Origin of the sequence: Haloarcula sp. Atlit-7R (assembly GCF_003666065.1) — an archaeon.
Classification (GTDB): Archaea; Halobacteriota; Halobacteria; order Halobacteriales; family Haloarculaceae; genus Haloarcula; species Haloarcula taiwanensis.
The window spans coordinates 14,539-28,915 of record NZ_QXIK01000020.1; the positions used below are offsets into that span (position 1 = coordinate 14,539).

Below are 14,377 nucleotides of genomic sequence, written 5' to 3' on the forward strand. Positions count from 1 at the left end.
GTTGGGGCGAGTGGGATGATGACGGCGGGTATTGCCGTCACTCGGCGGGTTTCATCTGCTCTTCGAGCGCCATCTCCGCGTCGTCACCGAGTTGGCGCTGGTGGATCGTCTCGCCGCTGGCGGCGTCGAACAGGTGGACATCTCCGTCGGGAATCTCGACGTAGACGTGCTGGCCCTCGCTGATTGGCCGCTGACCGTCCGTCTCGACGATGAACGTCTGTTCATGACTCTGTGCCCGCGCCTGTAGGTAGACGTAGGAGATGCTCCCCATCGGTTCGACGACGTCGACGACGGCCTCGAACTCGTGGCCCGAGTTCGCTCGGTCGTGAAGCGCCATGTCTTCTGGCCGGATTCCGAGGACGAGGTTGTTGCGGCTCCCGACCGAGGACTGCATCCTCTCGGTCAGGTCGAAGTCGAAGCCGTCCGCGCGGAGCGTTCCGCCTTCGACCGTGCCTTCGAAGAAGTTCATCGACGGCGAGCCGAGGAAGCCGGCGACGAACTGGTTGGCTGGGCGGTAGAAACACTCCAGCGGCGTCCCGACCTGCTGGAGTTCACCGTAGTTGAGGACGACGAGTCGGTCGCCCATCGTCATCGCTTCCGTCTGGTCGTGGGTGACGTACAGCGTCGTCACGTCGAGGTCGTTCTGGAGTCGGTTGATCTCGGTGCGCATCTCCGCCCGGAGCTTCGCGTCCAAGTTCGACAGCGGCTCGTCCATCAGGAACACGTTCGGGTCGCGGACGATTGCGCGACCGAGCGCGACACGCTGTTGTTGTCCCCCGGAGAGTTCGCCGGGCCTATCGTCCAACAGCATATCGATATCCATCATCTCGGCGGCGGACGTGACGGCTTCCTCGATCTCGTCGGCGGACATATCCGTCGACATCTTCAGCCCGAAGGACATATTCTCCTCGACCGTCATGTTGGGGTACAACGCGTAGTTCTGGAACACCATCGCGATGTCCCGGGCGCGCGGGCCGAGCTGATTGACGAGGTCGTCGCCGATGTGAATGTCGCCTTCCGTTTGCGTCTCCAGCCCTGCGACGATGCGCATTAGTGTTGACTTCCCGCTCCCGGACGGACCGACGAAGACGATGAACTCGCCATCGCGGATGTCCAGCGAGACGTCGTCGACGGCGACGATTGACTCATCTCCTTCACCGAATCGCTTCGTAACGTCGTCGATTGTGATCTTTGCCATTATTTTGCCTCCGATGTGCGGCTAGTTGAAGCTACCGCCGCCGCAGGGGCGTCGTTTGCGGGCGATGCCTTTCGTGGTGTGGACAGCGTGGTCATTCTTTGATCACCACACCGAAGCTGAGGCCGGCTGCGAGGTACTTGTTGACCGCGATAAGGAAGATGACGACCGGGACGATCATCGCCGTCGAGGCGGCCGCGAGCATCCCCCACTCGATGGAGCGGGAGCCGATGAACGAGTAGACGAACAGCGTCACTGGCACGGCCTCGAAGCTCGTCAGCACGAGCCCGAACAGCAGCTCAATCCACGCGAAGATGAAGCTGATGATGGCCACCGAGAAGATGCCCGGCTTGGCCGCCGGCAGGACGACCTTCCTGAAACCCTGGAACTGGGTCGCGCCGTCAACTCGGGCCGCCTCCTCCAAGGTCTCGGGGATGCCGTCGAAGAACGCCTTCATCACCCAGACGACCAGCGAGAGGTTGATGCTGACGTACATCAGCACCATCCCGATGCGCGTGTCGAACAGATTGAGCTCCCGGAAGATGATGAAGAACGGGAGCACGACGGCGATGGGCGGGAGCATCCGCGAAGAGAGTATCCACACGAGCACGTCCCGCTCCATCGGGATGTCGTACCGCGAGAGGACGTACGCGGCGGGCACGCCGATAAGCAAGACGAGGACGACCGACGCCGACACCATCACGAGGCTGTTGGCAAAGGCCGCGACGAACCCCGAGTCCTGAATCAGCTGGATGTAGTTGTACACCGTCGGCAGGAATATCCAGTCAGGCGGCAGCGAGTTCGCTGTGCCCGGCGGCTTCAGCGACATCGAGGCGAGCCAGTACAGCGGGAACAGCACGATGAACGACCACGTCAGCAGAATCGTGTGTCGAACGACCGTGACCAGCGTCTCCCGGGTGTCCTTGTCGAGTCGCTGTGAAGCGGTGGGGGAATCGCCGTCAGTGGTCGCCATCAGTCCCACACCCCCTCGAAGCCGACCTTCGCGATGATGACGTTACACAGCGCGACGACGAGGACGAGGTAGACGATGGCTATCGCCGCGGCCACGTTAATCTGGTTGTTGATGAACATCTGCTCGTAGATGTTGATGCTTACGAGTTGGGTCGCCGTCCCCGGGCCGCCGCCCGTGAGGCCGTACACCACGCCGAAGGTACGGAACAGGTCGATAAGCCGGATGAGCGTCGCGACGAAGACGACGGGCTTCATGTAGGGGATTATGACGTGGACGTAGCGCCGCCACATCGGCGCGCCGTCGACCCGCGAGGCCTCGATGAGCGTCTTCGGCACCGACGAGAGGCCGGCGTAGAAGATGATGAACATGAACGGCGTCCAGTTCCACGCGTCAAGAAGGATCACCGTTAGCAGCGGGACATCAGAGAGGAAGTTCGGTGCTGCGAACGGGGTTCCGGTGTTTATCACGTATGGAATGATGCCGATTTCGCTGTTCAGCATGATCCGGCCGATGGTCGCAAGCGAGACGGGGGCGACGGCCATCGGAATGATGAACAACACCCGATAGAACGACTTCGCCCGGTTGGAACCGACACCGGCGACGAGCGCGGCGAGGAGGAACCCGAGCGCGGTTTCAAGGAGCAGTGCACAGGTGACGACGGTAATCGTGATGACGAACGAGTGAATCGCGCCGCCGCGGGTAAACGCCGTCTCGAAGTTTCGCAGTCCGACGAACTCGGCCGAAAACACGTCGAGTGCCGGCTCCGCGATGAGGCTGAGATACAGGTCGTAGGCACCGGGGAAGAAGGTGATCATCACCATCACCACGACCATCGGTGCCATGAACCAGTACGGGAGGTAGTCGTTCCACAGGTCCCGTAGCCTGGCGAAGGTCGATTGTGGTGTCGTTTCCGTTTGCGTTGGTGTACTCATTTGTGGGGTTTATTTTGGCGCAGGTGTGGCTTAGAGTTAATTGCTGTAGATGTCTTCCGCGATGGACGCCGCCTGAGTCATCGCTTCCTCAGCGGACTTCTGGCCGGCTATTGCGCGCTGCAGTTCCTCGGAGTAGCGCTGGCCCCACTGCGGGTACTTCCGGTCGAAGGGGTCCGGCGCCGCTTCCTGCAGGGATTCGAGCGTGACCTGCGCGAAGTTCTCGCCCACGCGCGAGCGGAACTCGTCGTTCTCCCAGACGGATTGTCGGACGGAGAACGCGGCGTCGCCCTCGACGTGCATCCAGGTGTTGGTCGGCTGTGAGGACGCCCACACCATGAACAGGAACGCCTGCTCGGAGTTCTGTGCGTTCTTGGACGTGGAGATCTGCCAGTTGAATGCGTTGGGCGAGAACTGGCCGTCAGCCGGGCTGGGAGCCTTCGCGATACCGATGCTGTCAGCGACCGAGGAGTCAGAGCCGGTGAGTCCGGGCCAGAACAGGTTTGCGTCGGCGACGATGTGGCCGGCGCGGCCCTCCTGCATCGTCGAGAGCACGTCCGACCACGTCTGTGTCGACGCGCCCTCCGGGCCGTAGTCTTGGAGCAGGCTGACGTACCACTCGGCGGCGTCGATGACGCCGTCGGAGTCGAGGCCGGAGTCTGTCGGGAACTCGGTCCACAGCGAGGTGCCGAACTCTCGCAGGAACGTGTTCAGGATGTAGATGTTCATCCCGTAGCCCTTGTCGCCGCGGCCGACGGTGCCGACGACGTCCGACTCGTTTTCGTGGATGGTCTGGGCGTTCTGTCGGAACTGTTCGAGCGTCTCCGCGACCTCCAAGTCGTGCTTGTCGTAGAGGTCTTTGCGGTAGAACTGCGTCTGGACTTCGACGGTAATCGGCATTCCCGTCCATGTGTCGCTGTAGCCACCACCATGGGCCTGCCACCGCGACGCCTCGAAGAGGTCGTCAGGCTCGTACCAGTCCTCGTCGAAGAGGCTGCCGTCGTCAAAGAACGGGTCGAGCGGCTGGATCCAGCCTTCTTCACGAAACTGGTTGACGACCTGGTCCATGTAGAAAACGTCGAACTGCCCGGCACCGGTACTGACGTCAGTCTGGCGCTTGGTCCGGAACTGCTGCTCCGGTAAGACGTTCCAGACGACATCGATTCCAGTCAGTTCCTCGAAGACCGGGACCGCGGGTTTGATGGCCGAAACCCAGGGGTGCTGGACGGCCCCGATGTTGATCGAGGACCCCTCGAACTGTCGCCAGTCGATATCGGCGTCCTCGTACTCGCTGAGCGGAATCGCGAGATCACCGTCGCTTCCGTCGGTGTTGGTTCCGCCATCGCTGCCATCACTACCCCCACTTGACCCGTCACTTCCACTCCCATCTGAGCCATCGCCGCCCCGTGTACAGCCAGCGAGACCGCTGAGTAGTCCGACACCTGTCGCTTTCAGAAACGTCCGCCTGTTGGAATTGGTCATGCCAGTTTGCCTCATCACTATCGAATTACCGATCCATAATAAAGGTAATCATCTGTAAGGTAGAATACCCCTCTCACTGGGGGAGATCCGACGGTATGCAGTACTGGGACGCCACTATCTACGAATTCATCCGTCGCCCGATTAGGGGAGACCGTGGCAAGATTTTAATACGCGGTCCGAAAACTACGATAGTACGGATTGAGGCTAAGTCCGCTGTGTGCGTCCAGCTTAGCTGGACCAGTGACAACGGGCTACGGCCCAGACGACTCATGACCCGACCAACACCAACTCACGACCGAGGTACTGCTGTAGTGACGACCGCGACTCGACCGATGGAGGGGAACTGATGCGGGCCAGCACGTTGACCAATGTCGGCGAAATTACGGTCGAAGAGCGTGACCGACCGGACCCTGCGGATGACGAGGTTCTCGTTCAGGTCGGCGCCTGTAGCGTCTGCATGACCGACTATCACATGTACCACGGTACCTTCGCCGCCGAGACTCCGCTGGTCTTGGGGCACGAAGGTGCCGGGACTGTTGCGGAAGTCGGTGCCGACGTTGAGGGCTTCGAGGTCGGAGATCGCGTCGCAATCAACCCCACTGTCCCCTGTAACGCCTGTTCGTACTGCAAGAAGGGGGAGACGCACCTCTGTAAGAACAACACGAGCATCGGCGGTGCCGGTGACACCATCCTCGACGGTGCCTTCGCTGAATACGTCCGTGTCCCGGCGATCAACGTCGAAGACATCGGCGACATGTCATTCGAACGGGCCGCACTCGCCGAACCGCTCGCCTGCTGTGTCCACGGCGTCGAGCAGACAGACATCAAACCTGGAGACAGTGTCGGTATTATCGGCGCTGGCCCGATTGGCCTGCTGCTCCTACAAGCGTTCCGCAACGCTGGCGCTGCCCCGATTGTGGTCTCCGAACTCGATGACGAACGACGAGAGCTGGCTGCCGACCTCGGCGCAGATGCCGTCGTCGACCCCAACGAAGAGGATCCCGAGGAAGCGCTCCCTGCGGCGGCCGGCGGACCGGTCGACGTCGGCGCCGAGGCTATCGGGCTCGTTCCGACAATCAAGCAGGCCAACGCTGTGACTGCGTCCGGTGGCTCGACACTCATCTTCGGCGTCCCTGATCAGGAGGAGACGATGGAAATCAGTCCGTTCGATGTCTTCTTCGACGAAGTCGACTACCGCGGCTCGTTCTCCCTGACGACCGAGGACTTCGAGCGAGCGATAACACTGCTCAGACACAACCGCATCGACGCCGAGACTCTCATCACTGAACGTATCGGGCTTGACGACCTCCCGACAGCGTTTGAACGGATGGGCAACGCCGAGGGGTTGAAGAAAGTAGTCATTCCAGGGGACTCCGAGTGAGCGAGTACGACCTCCTCGATACTGCGTCTGGAAACGCGGTCGTAGTGGCGCTTGACAACCGTATCGGTATTGGAGCGATCGACGGTTCGAAGACTCTCAGGCCACGCTTGATGCGGTGCTTGCAGGCGAACCGGACGGCGTGCTCGTCGGGCCGTACTTCGCCGAGCAGTTCGCCAACACGCTTGCCGCTTCGTCGACAGAGAGCCTCGTGACTGCGGATTTCCTGTCCCCCTCGAGTCGGCCTGGCGAGGATATCGGTCGCTGGGTGCTTCGCTGAATCGTTCACGACGTTGATGCTCCTGAAATGGTCTGGCCGGCCTGAAGCAGGCGTTTTCTACACGCTGGTGAAGTAGCTGCGATCTGAACATATCCGTTCTGTAGAGAAGAACGTATAAATTTCGGCATTTTGGCATCGTAGCAATCTAATCAATTCCAATAAATAATGCAGAATTCTCTGCGGTACTGGCTCACATGATTAAAGTTGTTCTGCTCTAGTGAACAGGCTTTTTACACCGTGAGTCGAAATGATGTCCAATGACTGACGAACCACAATATGCGGTCGAAGCAACCCAGACATCCGTGGCGATTCTCGAAGCACTTGTCGACGCGACAGAACCTGTCGGCGTCACAGAGCTTGGCAATACCGTCGGGGTTTCCAAGAGCGTCGTCCACAACCATCTTTCTACGTTACGTGCGGCCGGATACGTGGTCAAGCGCGGGGCGAAGTATGAGGCGTCGCTCCGTCCACTGGCTCTCGGTGAGCGAACGCGTGAGGGACTTCGTTTCTATCAGGCGGCGAAGCAACAACTGGACAATCTCGCAGCGGCAACAGGGGAAACAACCATGCTGTTCGTCCTCGAAGAAACGGCCGGTGTCCCGGTGTCAATCTCCGAACCTGAGGGCGGTTGGTCAGTCCCGTTTCGCCCGGGCGAACGATTACCACTTCACGTCAACGCCATGGGTAAAGCATTGCTGGCGTCGCTCCCGAGTGATCGCGTCGAATCGGTTCTCGATGAAACGGATCTTGTTGCACCGACTGACGCAACTATCGTGGATCCAGATGAACTCACCAAGGAACTGCGACGAATCCGCGACGACGGAATCGCGTTCTGCAGGGGAGAACAGTATGAGGGAATCGTCGGTGTTGCTGCCCCGCTCCCTGATGTCGGTGCCAACCGGATCGCTGCGCTGGGGATCGCTGGCCCTGTTGAACGCCTGAACGGCCGATACCTGAGAGAAGATATCACTGGGCAAGTCCTCAGCACGACGAAATCCATTCAGATCGACCTCACACCAAACTGAAGGTCATAGAAATAACAGACGTACTACTGTTATATTATATGTTCAACGACAACCATTCAATTGGTGCAATTGAGTACTGTGTCCAATGCGCCGTTTAATCCTACCACCTCTCTCCAGAACCATTTGAACAGTACGGGAGATTTTATTTCAAATATTATCAAACTAATATCACCAATAGTGACCATGATTATTATATTATAACGATTGCAAGAGCAGACACCGAATTGACGGGAAAGATGGCGCACGGCTGTGGGATATCTGCATATCAGGTCTACCGATTGGGCCCCAGCAGCAGAGACGTTCAGTTTCCATGTGTTCACAACCGTGAGTAGTGTTTACCCAGATCGGAAGCAACCTCCCACACCGTAGTGGCAGGACAGCTTGCTCGTCTGCCTCGCTACTTCGAAATAAAGCACTGTTCTGGGGTGTTATTGCTGTAGATCATATCATGTTCTTTAGAGAAGAACTAATCATTCAGAAAGCCATGCGGGTATCAGGCGACATCTATACTGGGCTTAGAAATTGCGAGTGGCTTCCAAATGTCTCGCTATCGTCAACAATAAATGCATAAATCGGCAAAACAATTCCATCTTATCCAATATTAGGGTTAGATATAGCAATCATCCGCTATTTACCGATAAATGCTGGATATAGAGATATTTTGGCCCATTATGAGGATATGTGTACCAATTCTCGTCGCTACCTGCTCGCAGTTGTGTGCAACAGTCGGGGCGCACTGGTGGTCCAGATTCTTAGCCATCAGTATGAGTTCGACAGCTTAGTTCCAAGAAGCCCACTACCAAGCATACATCTGAAGCCACACTGGGGGCTGTTGGCTTTTAGAAGAAGGTCGGCTCTACTTCAGCATGATATAACCCGGTTTCAGACAGAGCATAACGTGTAGTAGAACTCCAATTCTCATTGCAGTTGTCACACAGGACAGTGAGCAATCAGCAGCAGCCCGCGAGCTACTGAATACCACTGAGAACCTCCATGTCTCCGTTCTCAATTTGATGGAACTGCGTAGTGTTCTCAGTAAGAAAAAGCAATTCGAGCGCGATCGGGTTGACCAGATTGAAGCCCGAATCACCTCACGGACGACAGTCACGTTTCCCGACGCATCGGATATGCTAGCTGCAAACCAACTCCAGTCTGACACCCTCCTGTACCCAATGGACGCACTTGTTCTGGCAGCAGCTGACGCAATCGAGGGAACGTTGGTTTCGTTTGATAGAGAACTTGTCGAACAAGGGGCAGTACGACCAGAGGAAGTACTTGAAGAATCGTCTTAGCCTGCTGGGACTGACTGTACACGCTTTATGCAGATACTGACATCGCCAACCGCTTACTCACAGTGCCGACTTCGCGACTACCCAATTGGAGGGCTTCCGACCGTAGGCACTGGACAGTCGTCTGTGAATGAGGAGGGGCAGGCCGAGAGAGTTGGCGACCAGTCACGGGGCCACTCTCAGGACTGCAGGTCAGTGGTGAGATTACCCAGTCACACCTGTTGTGACCACTGGAATTGCTGTGGTCGCTCCGTTCGTGTTACGACCACTCACTACACTCCTGACAACAGGAGGTCGCTCCCGGTTGCTGCAGCTAGCAAACAGCGGCGTCGGCAGCGGCAGGGCACGTACCACCGCGTCCAGTAGCGTCGGTTCAGTGTCGGTTTGTGGCCTATCCGGCGTGTGTCACAGGGTTAGGGCGTGGACTCTACCACAACGGGTGTGACGCCACCTGTGGCGGCTTTATGGTCGCTATTCTCCAGCAGGTCGAGACCGATGTAGCGTTTCTCAAGCAACCTTTCGGCTGTTGCCATATCCATCGCGAGGATATCGGTTTGTGTCTGAGCCCGCCCGACCTGTCGCGTCTTCTCGACGACGTCGAAGCCAGCCTCGAGGGCTGCTTCGAGATACGGTGCCGAGGTGTAGGCGTCCGCCGAAAACTCATCCAAGTCGAGCATGTCGACGAGTTCGGCCTGGCGGTCGTGCATCGTGGGCTGTGAATCGAGGGCAGTCATAGCCGTATATGTCAAGTTAACTAGCCGGGTTTCCTAGAGTGTTTCGGCGAAAACGGGTCGAGTGAACATCAGCAAAATAGCGGCAATAACTGTCGACATCCATCCCCTCCCCCCTTAGTATTTAATACCCGCGCGCGTATGCATCAGCGTGAGAGTGAGTCACACAGAATCGCTTCTTCCAGATTCTGCGATCGACCATATTTTCACAGAGTCACAGAGGAACACGGACATCGACCAGTTGTTGCCATCGGTTTGAATAGAGGCCCCTTGGGCGGCGATACGCGTCAGGCGTCGGGTTCCGGTGTGTATCGATGTAATTCCGCCACTGCTTCAGCGACAAGCGACGGTTCTAGCGTCCCTTGCTGGCGGTCGAAGTCGCGGTGCTTGATCGTCGTCGTATACCACGGCGAAATGTAGGCATCTGCGTTTGAACCGCCCTCGAGCCACGCGTCGTCTGGAACGGTGATTGCGCCGGAGTGCTGCTGGGTTGTCATCGCGAGTGCGATACATTCCGTGTGTGCGAACGGATGCGAGCTGTCGCTGACGATGACCCAGGGTCGGTACGATGGCCCCGATTTGTGTGGCGCAGGCCCCCACCAGACATCACCCTGCTCGTAGGGCATCACTCCTGGTCTCCGGATTCGTCGATACCAGTTCCCCACTCGGCAGGGTCTTCGGAGCCGAGGCGGTCAGTCGCTGCGCGGGCCGTGGCCATCGCACTGAGTGTCTTCTCGACGTCCGCAGCATCGCTGATGGCCCAATACTCACCACGATGTCGCACGAGGTCACGGTCTTCGAGCCGTGACAAAACGACGCCAACGCTCCCACGGGCAACGTCTGTTGCGTCGTGGATTTCTTTGGGTGTGTACGCTTGCTCAGGATGGGTCGCAAGGAACGAGAGGATGTCCTCAGCGTTCGTCCGTCCGCCCGAACGGAGATCCTCACTAGATCCTTGTTCGAAGCGATCGATGTCAATGGGCATACACCGTAGTTTGTAATCGAGTGTAATAGCTGTAATGGATGTAACGGTACTCAAGATAGCAGTATCTGAGTTTGGAATTGGGAGTAACGACGTTGAAAATAAGATGCTACGGTGCAGGGGTGATCTTACGGCGCAATCGGCGTATCATTGCCAGTATCGAGTCCCTGCAGTGGGACATCACCAGAGAACTCGAATTCGTCGTACCAGACGGTCGGCCGTTTCGCCCGTCCCTCATCCTTGAGTTCAATCAGCCCATAGTCAGCAAGTTCGTGGACGTTCTCGGTCACTTCAGGCGGATGGCGGTCCACAATGCGTGCGAGTTCGCGAATGCTGTCCGGTTCGTGGTCGACGATCGCCTCTAAGAGTGTCAGATTCGTCGGTCGGAAGAGACGGCCAAACGTCGCGAGGCTTTCGATACTCAGTCGAGACGGGTTTGCTTCGACGTCTTCGCCCTCGTCGATTGCTGCAAGGGTATCTTCGAGGCCGCTACGGTCGGGTCGCGTGCCAATCGTGATGTGGAGTGTTCGGGTCATGGGTTCGTGTGTGAGTGAGGGGTACTACCAGTCGATGCGTTTCTCGGGCGGGAGCGCAGCACGCCACGCTTGGTACAGTGGCTGGAGTCCGTCGAACTCGAGTTCGAAGACTTGTCCTGCGATGTGCAGTTCATGTGGCCCATGGTGGTTGTCGAACCGAATGATGGGGTCCACAGCACCAGCCTCTCCGTAGTGGAACGCGTACTTGACGCCATCTGGGTACTGGTCAGACTCGGGCACCTCGAGGACGCGTACTCGAGCGACAGTCCCGTCATCGTAGGCTTGAATCTCATCTTCCAGCACCACAACATCATCGCCCATCGATAATTGTTAGTTTGTATCCTAACAGTAAGTATGTTAGGGTCTAAGCTAACAGTAGTAGCAATAACGACTTGTCCATTAGTCGTAACAGACATCCCCGATTTACACTCGAAACCCGGTGTGTGGCCGGCAGATTAATACACTTGCCAGGGCCGTTATTCAAGTACAGCCACGCATAAATGCCACCAGCGACAGAAGTGCCTATCAACGCTAAGTGATGAACTTTCACTTGCATTCTGGTACCAGTATAAGCGTCACTGACGACTCAGCAGCTATTATGTGTCCTCCGTGGGATGTGTAGGTTCTGTCAACGCTGATATTTATTAAACAGTCCAGCAGGTCCACCTGCTCAGTACCGGTGTCTTGGTCTAACGCTACGCTTGTCACAGGACAATACAATTCTTATATTTCCACCAGTCTAACATTTATTCGATGACCTCGACTACAGATGAAGTGATTTCGGTACTCCAGAGCGCGTACTTAGAAGAATTGGAGACAGTCATGAATTACAGGACTAATTCGATTGTTCTCGATGGTGTTCGAGCGCAAGAGATCAAAGAGAGTCTCGAAGAGGATATTCTAGAAGAACTCACACATGCAGAGTTACTGGGACAGCGACTCAAACAACTAGACGCTCGACCACCTGGATCCGCCGAGTTTACTGCCCAGCAGGAAAGTCTGCAACCCCCTGAGGATTCGACTGATGTTCTGGCAGTCATCAGGGGCGTTCTCGACGCTGAAGAAGACGCGATTTCGACGTATAGACAATTAGTGGATCTTGCACGTGAGGCTGACGACCCGGTTACGGAGGACTTGGCAGTAGAAATTCTCGGGGACGAGGAAGCCCACCGGACGGAATTTCGTGGATTCGAGAAGGAGTATAGCGAAAACTGAAACAATAGTTGCGGTGTTTCGGTATCTCTCTCGCTCAAAGTGAGAGTGGTATCGGTTTGTCGTACGACAACCACGTAGCTATCGGTGTACGGTCGTAATACACAACCGGCCTGTGGAGGTCCCTGACGACCAAGTCCTGGACCTGCCACTGACGACTCTATGGAAAGCTAACCGATGCCTCAATGTGCCACCTGTGGTCATCACGTATCCGAACAGTTCCAGCGTGTGTTCAGTGATACAAAGGGAGAAGTCTACGCGTGTCCGAACTGTTCGGCGAACGCAGGTATTGGGGAAGCGGCCCAAGAACGACGTGTGAGCCAGTCAGAATAGGGACCGTACCCTGGGACCGATTACTTCGTCGAGATATAGGACTCAACGAGGCTCGCCTCCGCTTTTCGCAGCCTGTACGAAACCGTTGAGCGTGGCCAATCGAGTTCCGCTGCAAGCTCATCAAGGGTCGTTTCGCGTGGGGTTTCGTAATATCCCTCTTCGGCGGCCAGTTCAAGCACTCGGCTCTGTTCAGGCCGAATAGAAACTGAGTCAAACAGCGTGAACAACGGCCCAGTCGCATCACTCACGTGGTCGAAGTGAAAAGACAATCCGTCTTGGAGCAGACCGCCTAACGTGTCGTACAGCATACCGACTTTTTTATCGTCCTCCATAAGGATGCGCCAGCGTTCAGTGTCCCCTTCACGGATAATCTCGAAGAGGAGTGCCCCGGTTATATACCGGTTAGTGATAGTCGGGATTGAATCGCAGTGGACGAGATTTTCAAAATAGCTGTAGACGAGGCTTCGCTGTGGGCTGTTTTCCAGTACGTCACAGTAGTGACGGCCACCACAAGCGCGGTCACTGATACTCAACTGGTTGTACGTCGACCCTGTCAACAGTGCTGTCGCTTGTTCGACGAGTGAGGTGGGACCGGTTATGCGGTCTAACCGCCAGAGCTGCGCGTTTCCCATCGAACAGAGGAACGTCGTGGAACGGGCCTCCGGTGTCTCGATGAACAGGTCCATCAACTCGTCAGTGTTGGCTTCGTACCGGATTTCGAAGACGAACTCCCGCATCTACTGTAATTTACGCATCAACGGTACAGTCAATTTCGGTTCGAATCGGACCACTATCCATGTCGGTATGCTGGAGAGTGGGCACGCTGGTTCCGATTACTTGTCGTAGGACAACGAAAATCTCAGGACGTCATGGTAACAAAGGTTGAATATGAGTAATACCACTGCTGATGGCTCTCTGCCGTGGTTTGTCAAAGTCGTCATAGCTGTCGCACTCATGGTCGTTCTATTCATCATCGGTATCGATCTGCTCACGTTCGCTGCAGCGTGGTAGCCAAACAAGGCTGACCGCGTAGGTCACAGTCTGACAGTTAGTTCTTGGCTGATGATTGTCGGCTACCAAGGCTAGAGTTATGTAGACAGGTCAGATGTGCTTAAATAGACCAGCTCCGTCGCTGGCAATGGTGAGTTGCATATGAATGCACGGCTGAGTGGAACTATAGAGTCTGTGAGAAATGCTGTCGTTACTCCCGCGTGGCTCGAAGAACACCTCGACGAGGCCGAATCTGAGTCCCATGAACTACGCTTAGTGGAGGTAGACCTCAACACAGCGTTCTACGAGCAGGGGCACATTCCAGGTGCGGTCTGTATCGACTGGCAGCAACAGTTACAGCACGCGACTCGGCGGGATATCCCGTCGGAAACCGCGTTAGCTAACCTGCTCGGTGCGCGTGGCATCACAGAGGATTCGACGCTAGTCTTGTACGGTGATAACTCGAACTGGTTTGCAGCCCATCTGTACTGGATGCTTTCGTACTACGGCCACGAAGAGATGTACCTACTAGACGGAGGGCGGGAACACTGGCTTGAGTCGGGCCGGCCGACAACGACTGCTGTGCCGTCCTATCCGACACAGTCATATCGCACACGTGGCCCGTTTGAACACGTCAGAGCGTATCGTAGCGCTGTCAAACGGGCTCTGTCAAAGCCAACAAAACTTGTCGATGTCCGGTTACCAGAAGAATACGACGGCACTATCCTTGCCCCGCCTGGAATGACGGAATCGGCCCGGCGGGGCGGTCACATCCCCGGCGCGAAGAACATCGTGTGGTCAGAGAACCTCCAGTCTAACGGGCGGTTCAAATCTCCCGAGACACTGGCGGAGCTCTACCGAAATCGAGGCATCGATAGAGACAGCGATGTCATCGTCTACTGTCGCATCGGCGAGCGGTCGTCATTGACGTGGTTCGTACTGTCCGAGTTGCTCGACTACCCGTCCGTCCGTAACTACGATGGTGCGTGGACAGAGTGGGGGAATCTCATCGGTGTCCCGATTGCAACAGGCTCAGACTAAC

16 protein-coding genes and 1 pseudogene are annotated in these 14,377 nt (G+C 56.7%); 7 read left to right on the forward strand and 10 right to left on the reverse strand.

Annotation, left to right across the window (positions count from 1 at the left end; translation table 11 throughout):
* Positions 1-37: 37 nt before the first annotated feature.
* From D3D01_RS20775 to D3D01_RS20790, 4 genes are all read right to left on the reverse strand, one after another.
* Positions 38-1,198 carry an ABC transporter ATP-binding protein gene (locus D3D01_RS20775; protein WP_101351961.1) on the reverse strand — a complete coding sequence of 387 codons (1,161 nt, stop codon included), beginning with the start codon at positions 1,196-1,198 and terminating at the stop codon, positions 38-40.
* 91 nt (positions 1,199-1,289) lie between these two features.
* Complete coding sequence (locus D3D01_RS20780; protein WP_007190033.1) at positions 1,290-2,168, reverse strand: carbohydrate ABC transporter permease; 879 nt, start codon at positions 2,166-2,168, stop codon at positions 1,290-1,292.
* On the reverse strand, positions 2,168-3,100 hold the full coding sequence (locus tag D3D01_RS20785) for a carbohydrate ABC transporter permease (RefSeq protein ID WP_007190034.1): 933 nt from the start codon (positions 3,098-3,100) through the stop codon (positions 2,168-2,170). The genes D3D01_RS20780 and D3D01_RS20785 overlap by 1 nt, the downstream gene beginning before the upstream one ends.
* A gap of 36 nt (positions 3,101-3,136) precedes the next feature.
* Positions 3,137-4,579 (reverse strand): extracellular solute-binding protein, encoded by a 1,443-nt coding sequence (locus tag D3D01_RS20790; protein ID WP_007190035.1) that lies wholly within the window; start codon positions 4,577-4,579, stop codon positions 3,137-3,139.
* A 346-nt stretch (positions 4,580-4,925) separates the two neighbouring features.
* Between D3D01_RS20790 and D3D01_RS20795 the strand changes: the two genes are divergently transcribed.
* The 4 genes from D3D01_RS20795 to D3D01_RS20805 all read left to right on the forward strand — a co-directional run bounded on the left by D3D01_RS20795 (position 4,926) and on the right by D3D01_RS20805 (position 8,554).
* Complete coding sequence (locus D3D01_RS20795; RefSeq protein ID WP_121513604.1) at positions 4,926-5,960, forward strand: galactitol-1-phosphate 5-dehydrogenase; 1,035 nt, start codon at positions 4,926-4,928, stop codon at positions 5,958-5,960.
* Positions 5,961-6,075: 115 nt separating this feature from the next.
* On the forward strand, positions 6,076-6,237 hold the full coding sequence (locus D3D01_RS23815) for a hypothetical protein (RefSeq protein ID WP_157829453.1): 162 nt from the start codon (positions 6,076-6,078) through the stop codon (positions 6,235-6,237).
* A 257-nt stretch (positions 6,238-6,494) separates the two neighbouring features.
* Positions 6,495-7,262 (forward strand): IclR family transcriptional regulator, encoded by a 768-nt coding sequence (locus tag D3D01_RS20800; protein ID WP_121513605.1) that lies wholly within the window; start codon positions 6,495-6,497, stop codon positions 7,260-7,262.
* Positions 7,263-8,155: 893 nt separating this feature from the next.
* Positions 8,156-8,554, forward strand: coding sequence for a PIN domain-containing protein (locus D3D01_RS20805; protein ID WP_121513606.1), 399 nt, complete (start codon positions 8,156-8,158; stop codon positions 8,552-8,554).
* Between the two features lie 410 nt (positions 8,555-8,964).
* On the opposite strand, the pseudogene D3D01_RS24345 reads toward D3D01_RS20805, so the two are convergent.
* From D3D01_RS24345 to D3D01_RS20830, 5 genes and pseudogenes are all read right to left on the reverse strand, one after another.
* Positions 8,965-9,156, reverse strand: a pseudogene (locus tag D3D01_RS24345) (hypothetical protein); the annotation flags it as partial.
* A 413-nt stretch (positions 9,157-9,569) separates the two neighbouring features.
* Entirely contained in the window at positions 9,570-9,908 is a 339-nt protein-coding gene (locus D3D01_RS20815; protein WP_115862241.1) for a type II toxin-antitoxin system PemK/MazF family toxin, read from the reverse strand.
* Positions 9,908-10,267 (reverse strand): helix-turn-helix domain-containing protein, encoded by a 360-nt coding sequence (locus tag D3D01_RS20820; RefSeq protein ID WP_121513608.1) that lies wholly within the window; start codon positions 10,265-10,267, stop codon positions 9,908-9,910. Before D3D01_RS20820 ends, D3D01_RS20815 begins: the two co-directional genes overlap by 1 nt.
* A gap of 125 nt (positions 10,268-10,392) precedes the next feature.
* Complete coding sequence (locus D3D01_RS20825; protein ID WP_121513609.1) at positions 10,393-10,800, reverse strand: hypothetical protein; 408 nt, start codon at positions 10,798-10,800, stop codon at positions 10,393-10,395.
* Between the two features lie 24 nt (positions 10,801-10,824).
* The gene (locus tag D3D01_RS20830; protein ID WP_121513610.1) at positions 10,825-11,121 is read right to left on the reverse strand and encodes a DUF6516 family protein; all 297 of its coding nucleotides are present in this window, start codon (positions 11,119-11,121) and stop codon (positions 10,825-10,827) included.
* A gap of 432 nt (positions 11,122-11,553) precedes the next feature.
* Between D3D01_RS20830 and D3D01_RS20835 the strand changes: the two genes are divergently transcribed.
* Positions 11,554-12,015 carry a ferritin-like domain-containing protein gene (locus D3D01_RS20835; protein ID WP_004965268.1) on the forward strand — a complete coding sequence of 154 codons (462 nt, stop codon included), beginning with the start codon at positions 11,554-11,556 and terminating at the stop codon, positions 12,013-12,015.
* A gap of 350 nt (positions 12,016-12,365) precedes the next feature.
* Here the strand turns inward: D3D01_RS20835 and D3D01_RS20840 are convergent, their stop codons facing one another.
* Positions 12,366-13,082, reverse strand: a complete 717-nt coding sequence (locus D3D01_RS20840; protein WP_050007711.1) for a helix-turn-helix domain-containing protein — start codon at positions 13,080-13,082, stop codon at positions 12,366-12,368.
* 151 nt (positions 13,083-13,233) lie between these two features.
* Between D3D01_RS20840 and D3D01_RS24895 the strand changes: the two genes are divergently transcribed.
* Positions 13,234-13,356: a hypothetical protein gene (locus tag D3D01_RS24895; protein ID WP_004965263.1), complete on the forward strand. Its 123-nt coding sequence runs from the start codon at positions 13,234-13,236 to the stop codon at positions 13,354-13,356.
* Positions 13,357-13,497: 141 nt separating this feature from the next.
* Positions 13,498-14,376 (forward strand): sulfurtransferase, encoded by an 879-nt coding sequence (locus D3D01_RS20845; RefSeq protein WP_049919335.1) that lies wholly within the window; start codon positions 13,498-13,500, stop codon positions 14,374-14,376.
* Position 14,377 lies beyond the last annotated feature (1 nt).

What these genes read in the sequence shown, in the direction of transcription:
- D3D01_RS20775 (WP_101351961.1), bottom strand. Translation starts at nt 1,198, where the DNA reads ATGGCAAAGATCACAATCGACGACGTTACGAAGCGATTCGGTGAAGGA.
- D3D01_RS20780 (WP_007190033.1), bottom strand. Translation starts at nt 2,168, where the DNA reads ATGGCGACCACTGACGGCGATTCCCCCACCGCTTCACAGCGACTCGAC.
- D3D01_RS20785 (WP_007190034.1), bottom strand. Translation starts at nt 3,100, where the DNA reads ATGAGTACACCAACGCAAACGGAAACGACACCACAATCGACCTTCGCC.
- D3D01_RS20790 (WP_007190035.1), bottom strand. Translation starts at nt 4,579, where the DNA reads ATGACCAATTCCAACAGGCGGACGTTTCTGAAAGCGACAGGTGTCGGA.
- D3D01_RS20795 (WP_121513604.1), top strand. Translation starts at nt 4,926, where the DNA reads ATGCGGGCCAGCACGTTGACCAATGTCGGCGAAATTACGGTCGAAGAG.
- D3D01_RS20800 (WP_121513605.1), top strand. Translation starts at nt 6,495, where the DNA reads ATGACTGACGAACCACAATATGCGGTCGAAGCAACCCAGACATCCGTG.
- D3D01_RS20815 (WP_115862241.1), bottom strand. Translation starts at nt 9,908, where the DNA reads ATGCCCTACGAGCAGGGTGATGTCTGGTGGGGGCCTGCGCCACACAAA.
- D3D01_RS20820 (WP_121513608.1), bottom strand. Translation starts at nt 10,267, where the DNA reads ATGCCCATTGACATCGATCGCTTCGAACAAGGATCTAGTGAGGATCTC.
- D3D01_RS20825 (WP_121513609.1), bottom strand. Translation starts at nt 10,800, where the DNA reads ATGACCCGAACACTCCACATCACGATTGGCACGCGACCCGACCGTAGC.
- D3D01_RS20830 (WP_121513610.1), bottom strand. Translation starts at nt 11,121, where the DNA reads ATGGGCGATGATGTTGTGGTGCTGGAAGATGAGATTCAAGCCTACGAT.
- D3D01_RS20835 (WP_004965268.1), top strand. Translation starts at nt 11,554, where the DNA reads ATGACCTCGACTACAGATGAAGTGATTTCGGTACTCCAGAGCGCGTAC.
- D3D01_RS20840 (WP_050007711.1), bottom strand. Translation starts at nt 13,082, where the DNA reads ATGCGGGAGTTCGTCTTCGAAATCCGGTACGAAGCCAACACTGACGAG.
- D3D01_RS24895 (WP_004965263.1), top strand. Translation starts at nt 13,234, where the DNA reads ATGAGTAATACCACTGCTGATGGCTCTCTGCCGTGGTTTGTCAAAGTC.
- D3D01_RS20845 (WP_049919335.1), top strand. Translation starts at nt 13,498, where the DNA reads ATGAATGCACGGCTGAGTGGAACTATAGAGTCTGTGAGAAATGCTGTC.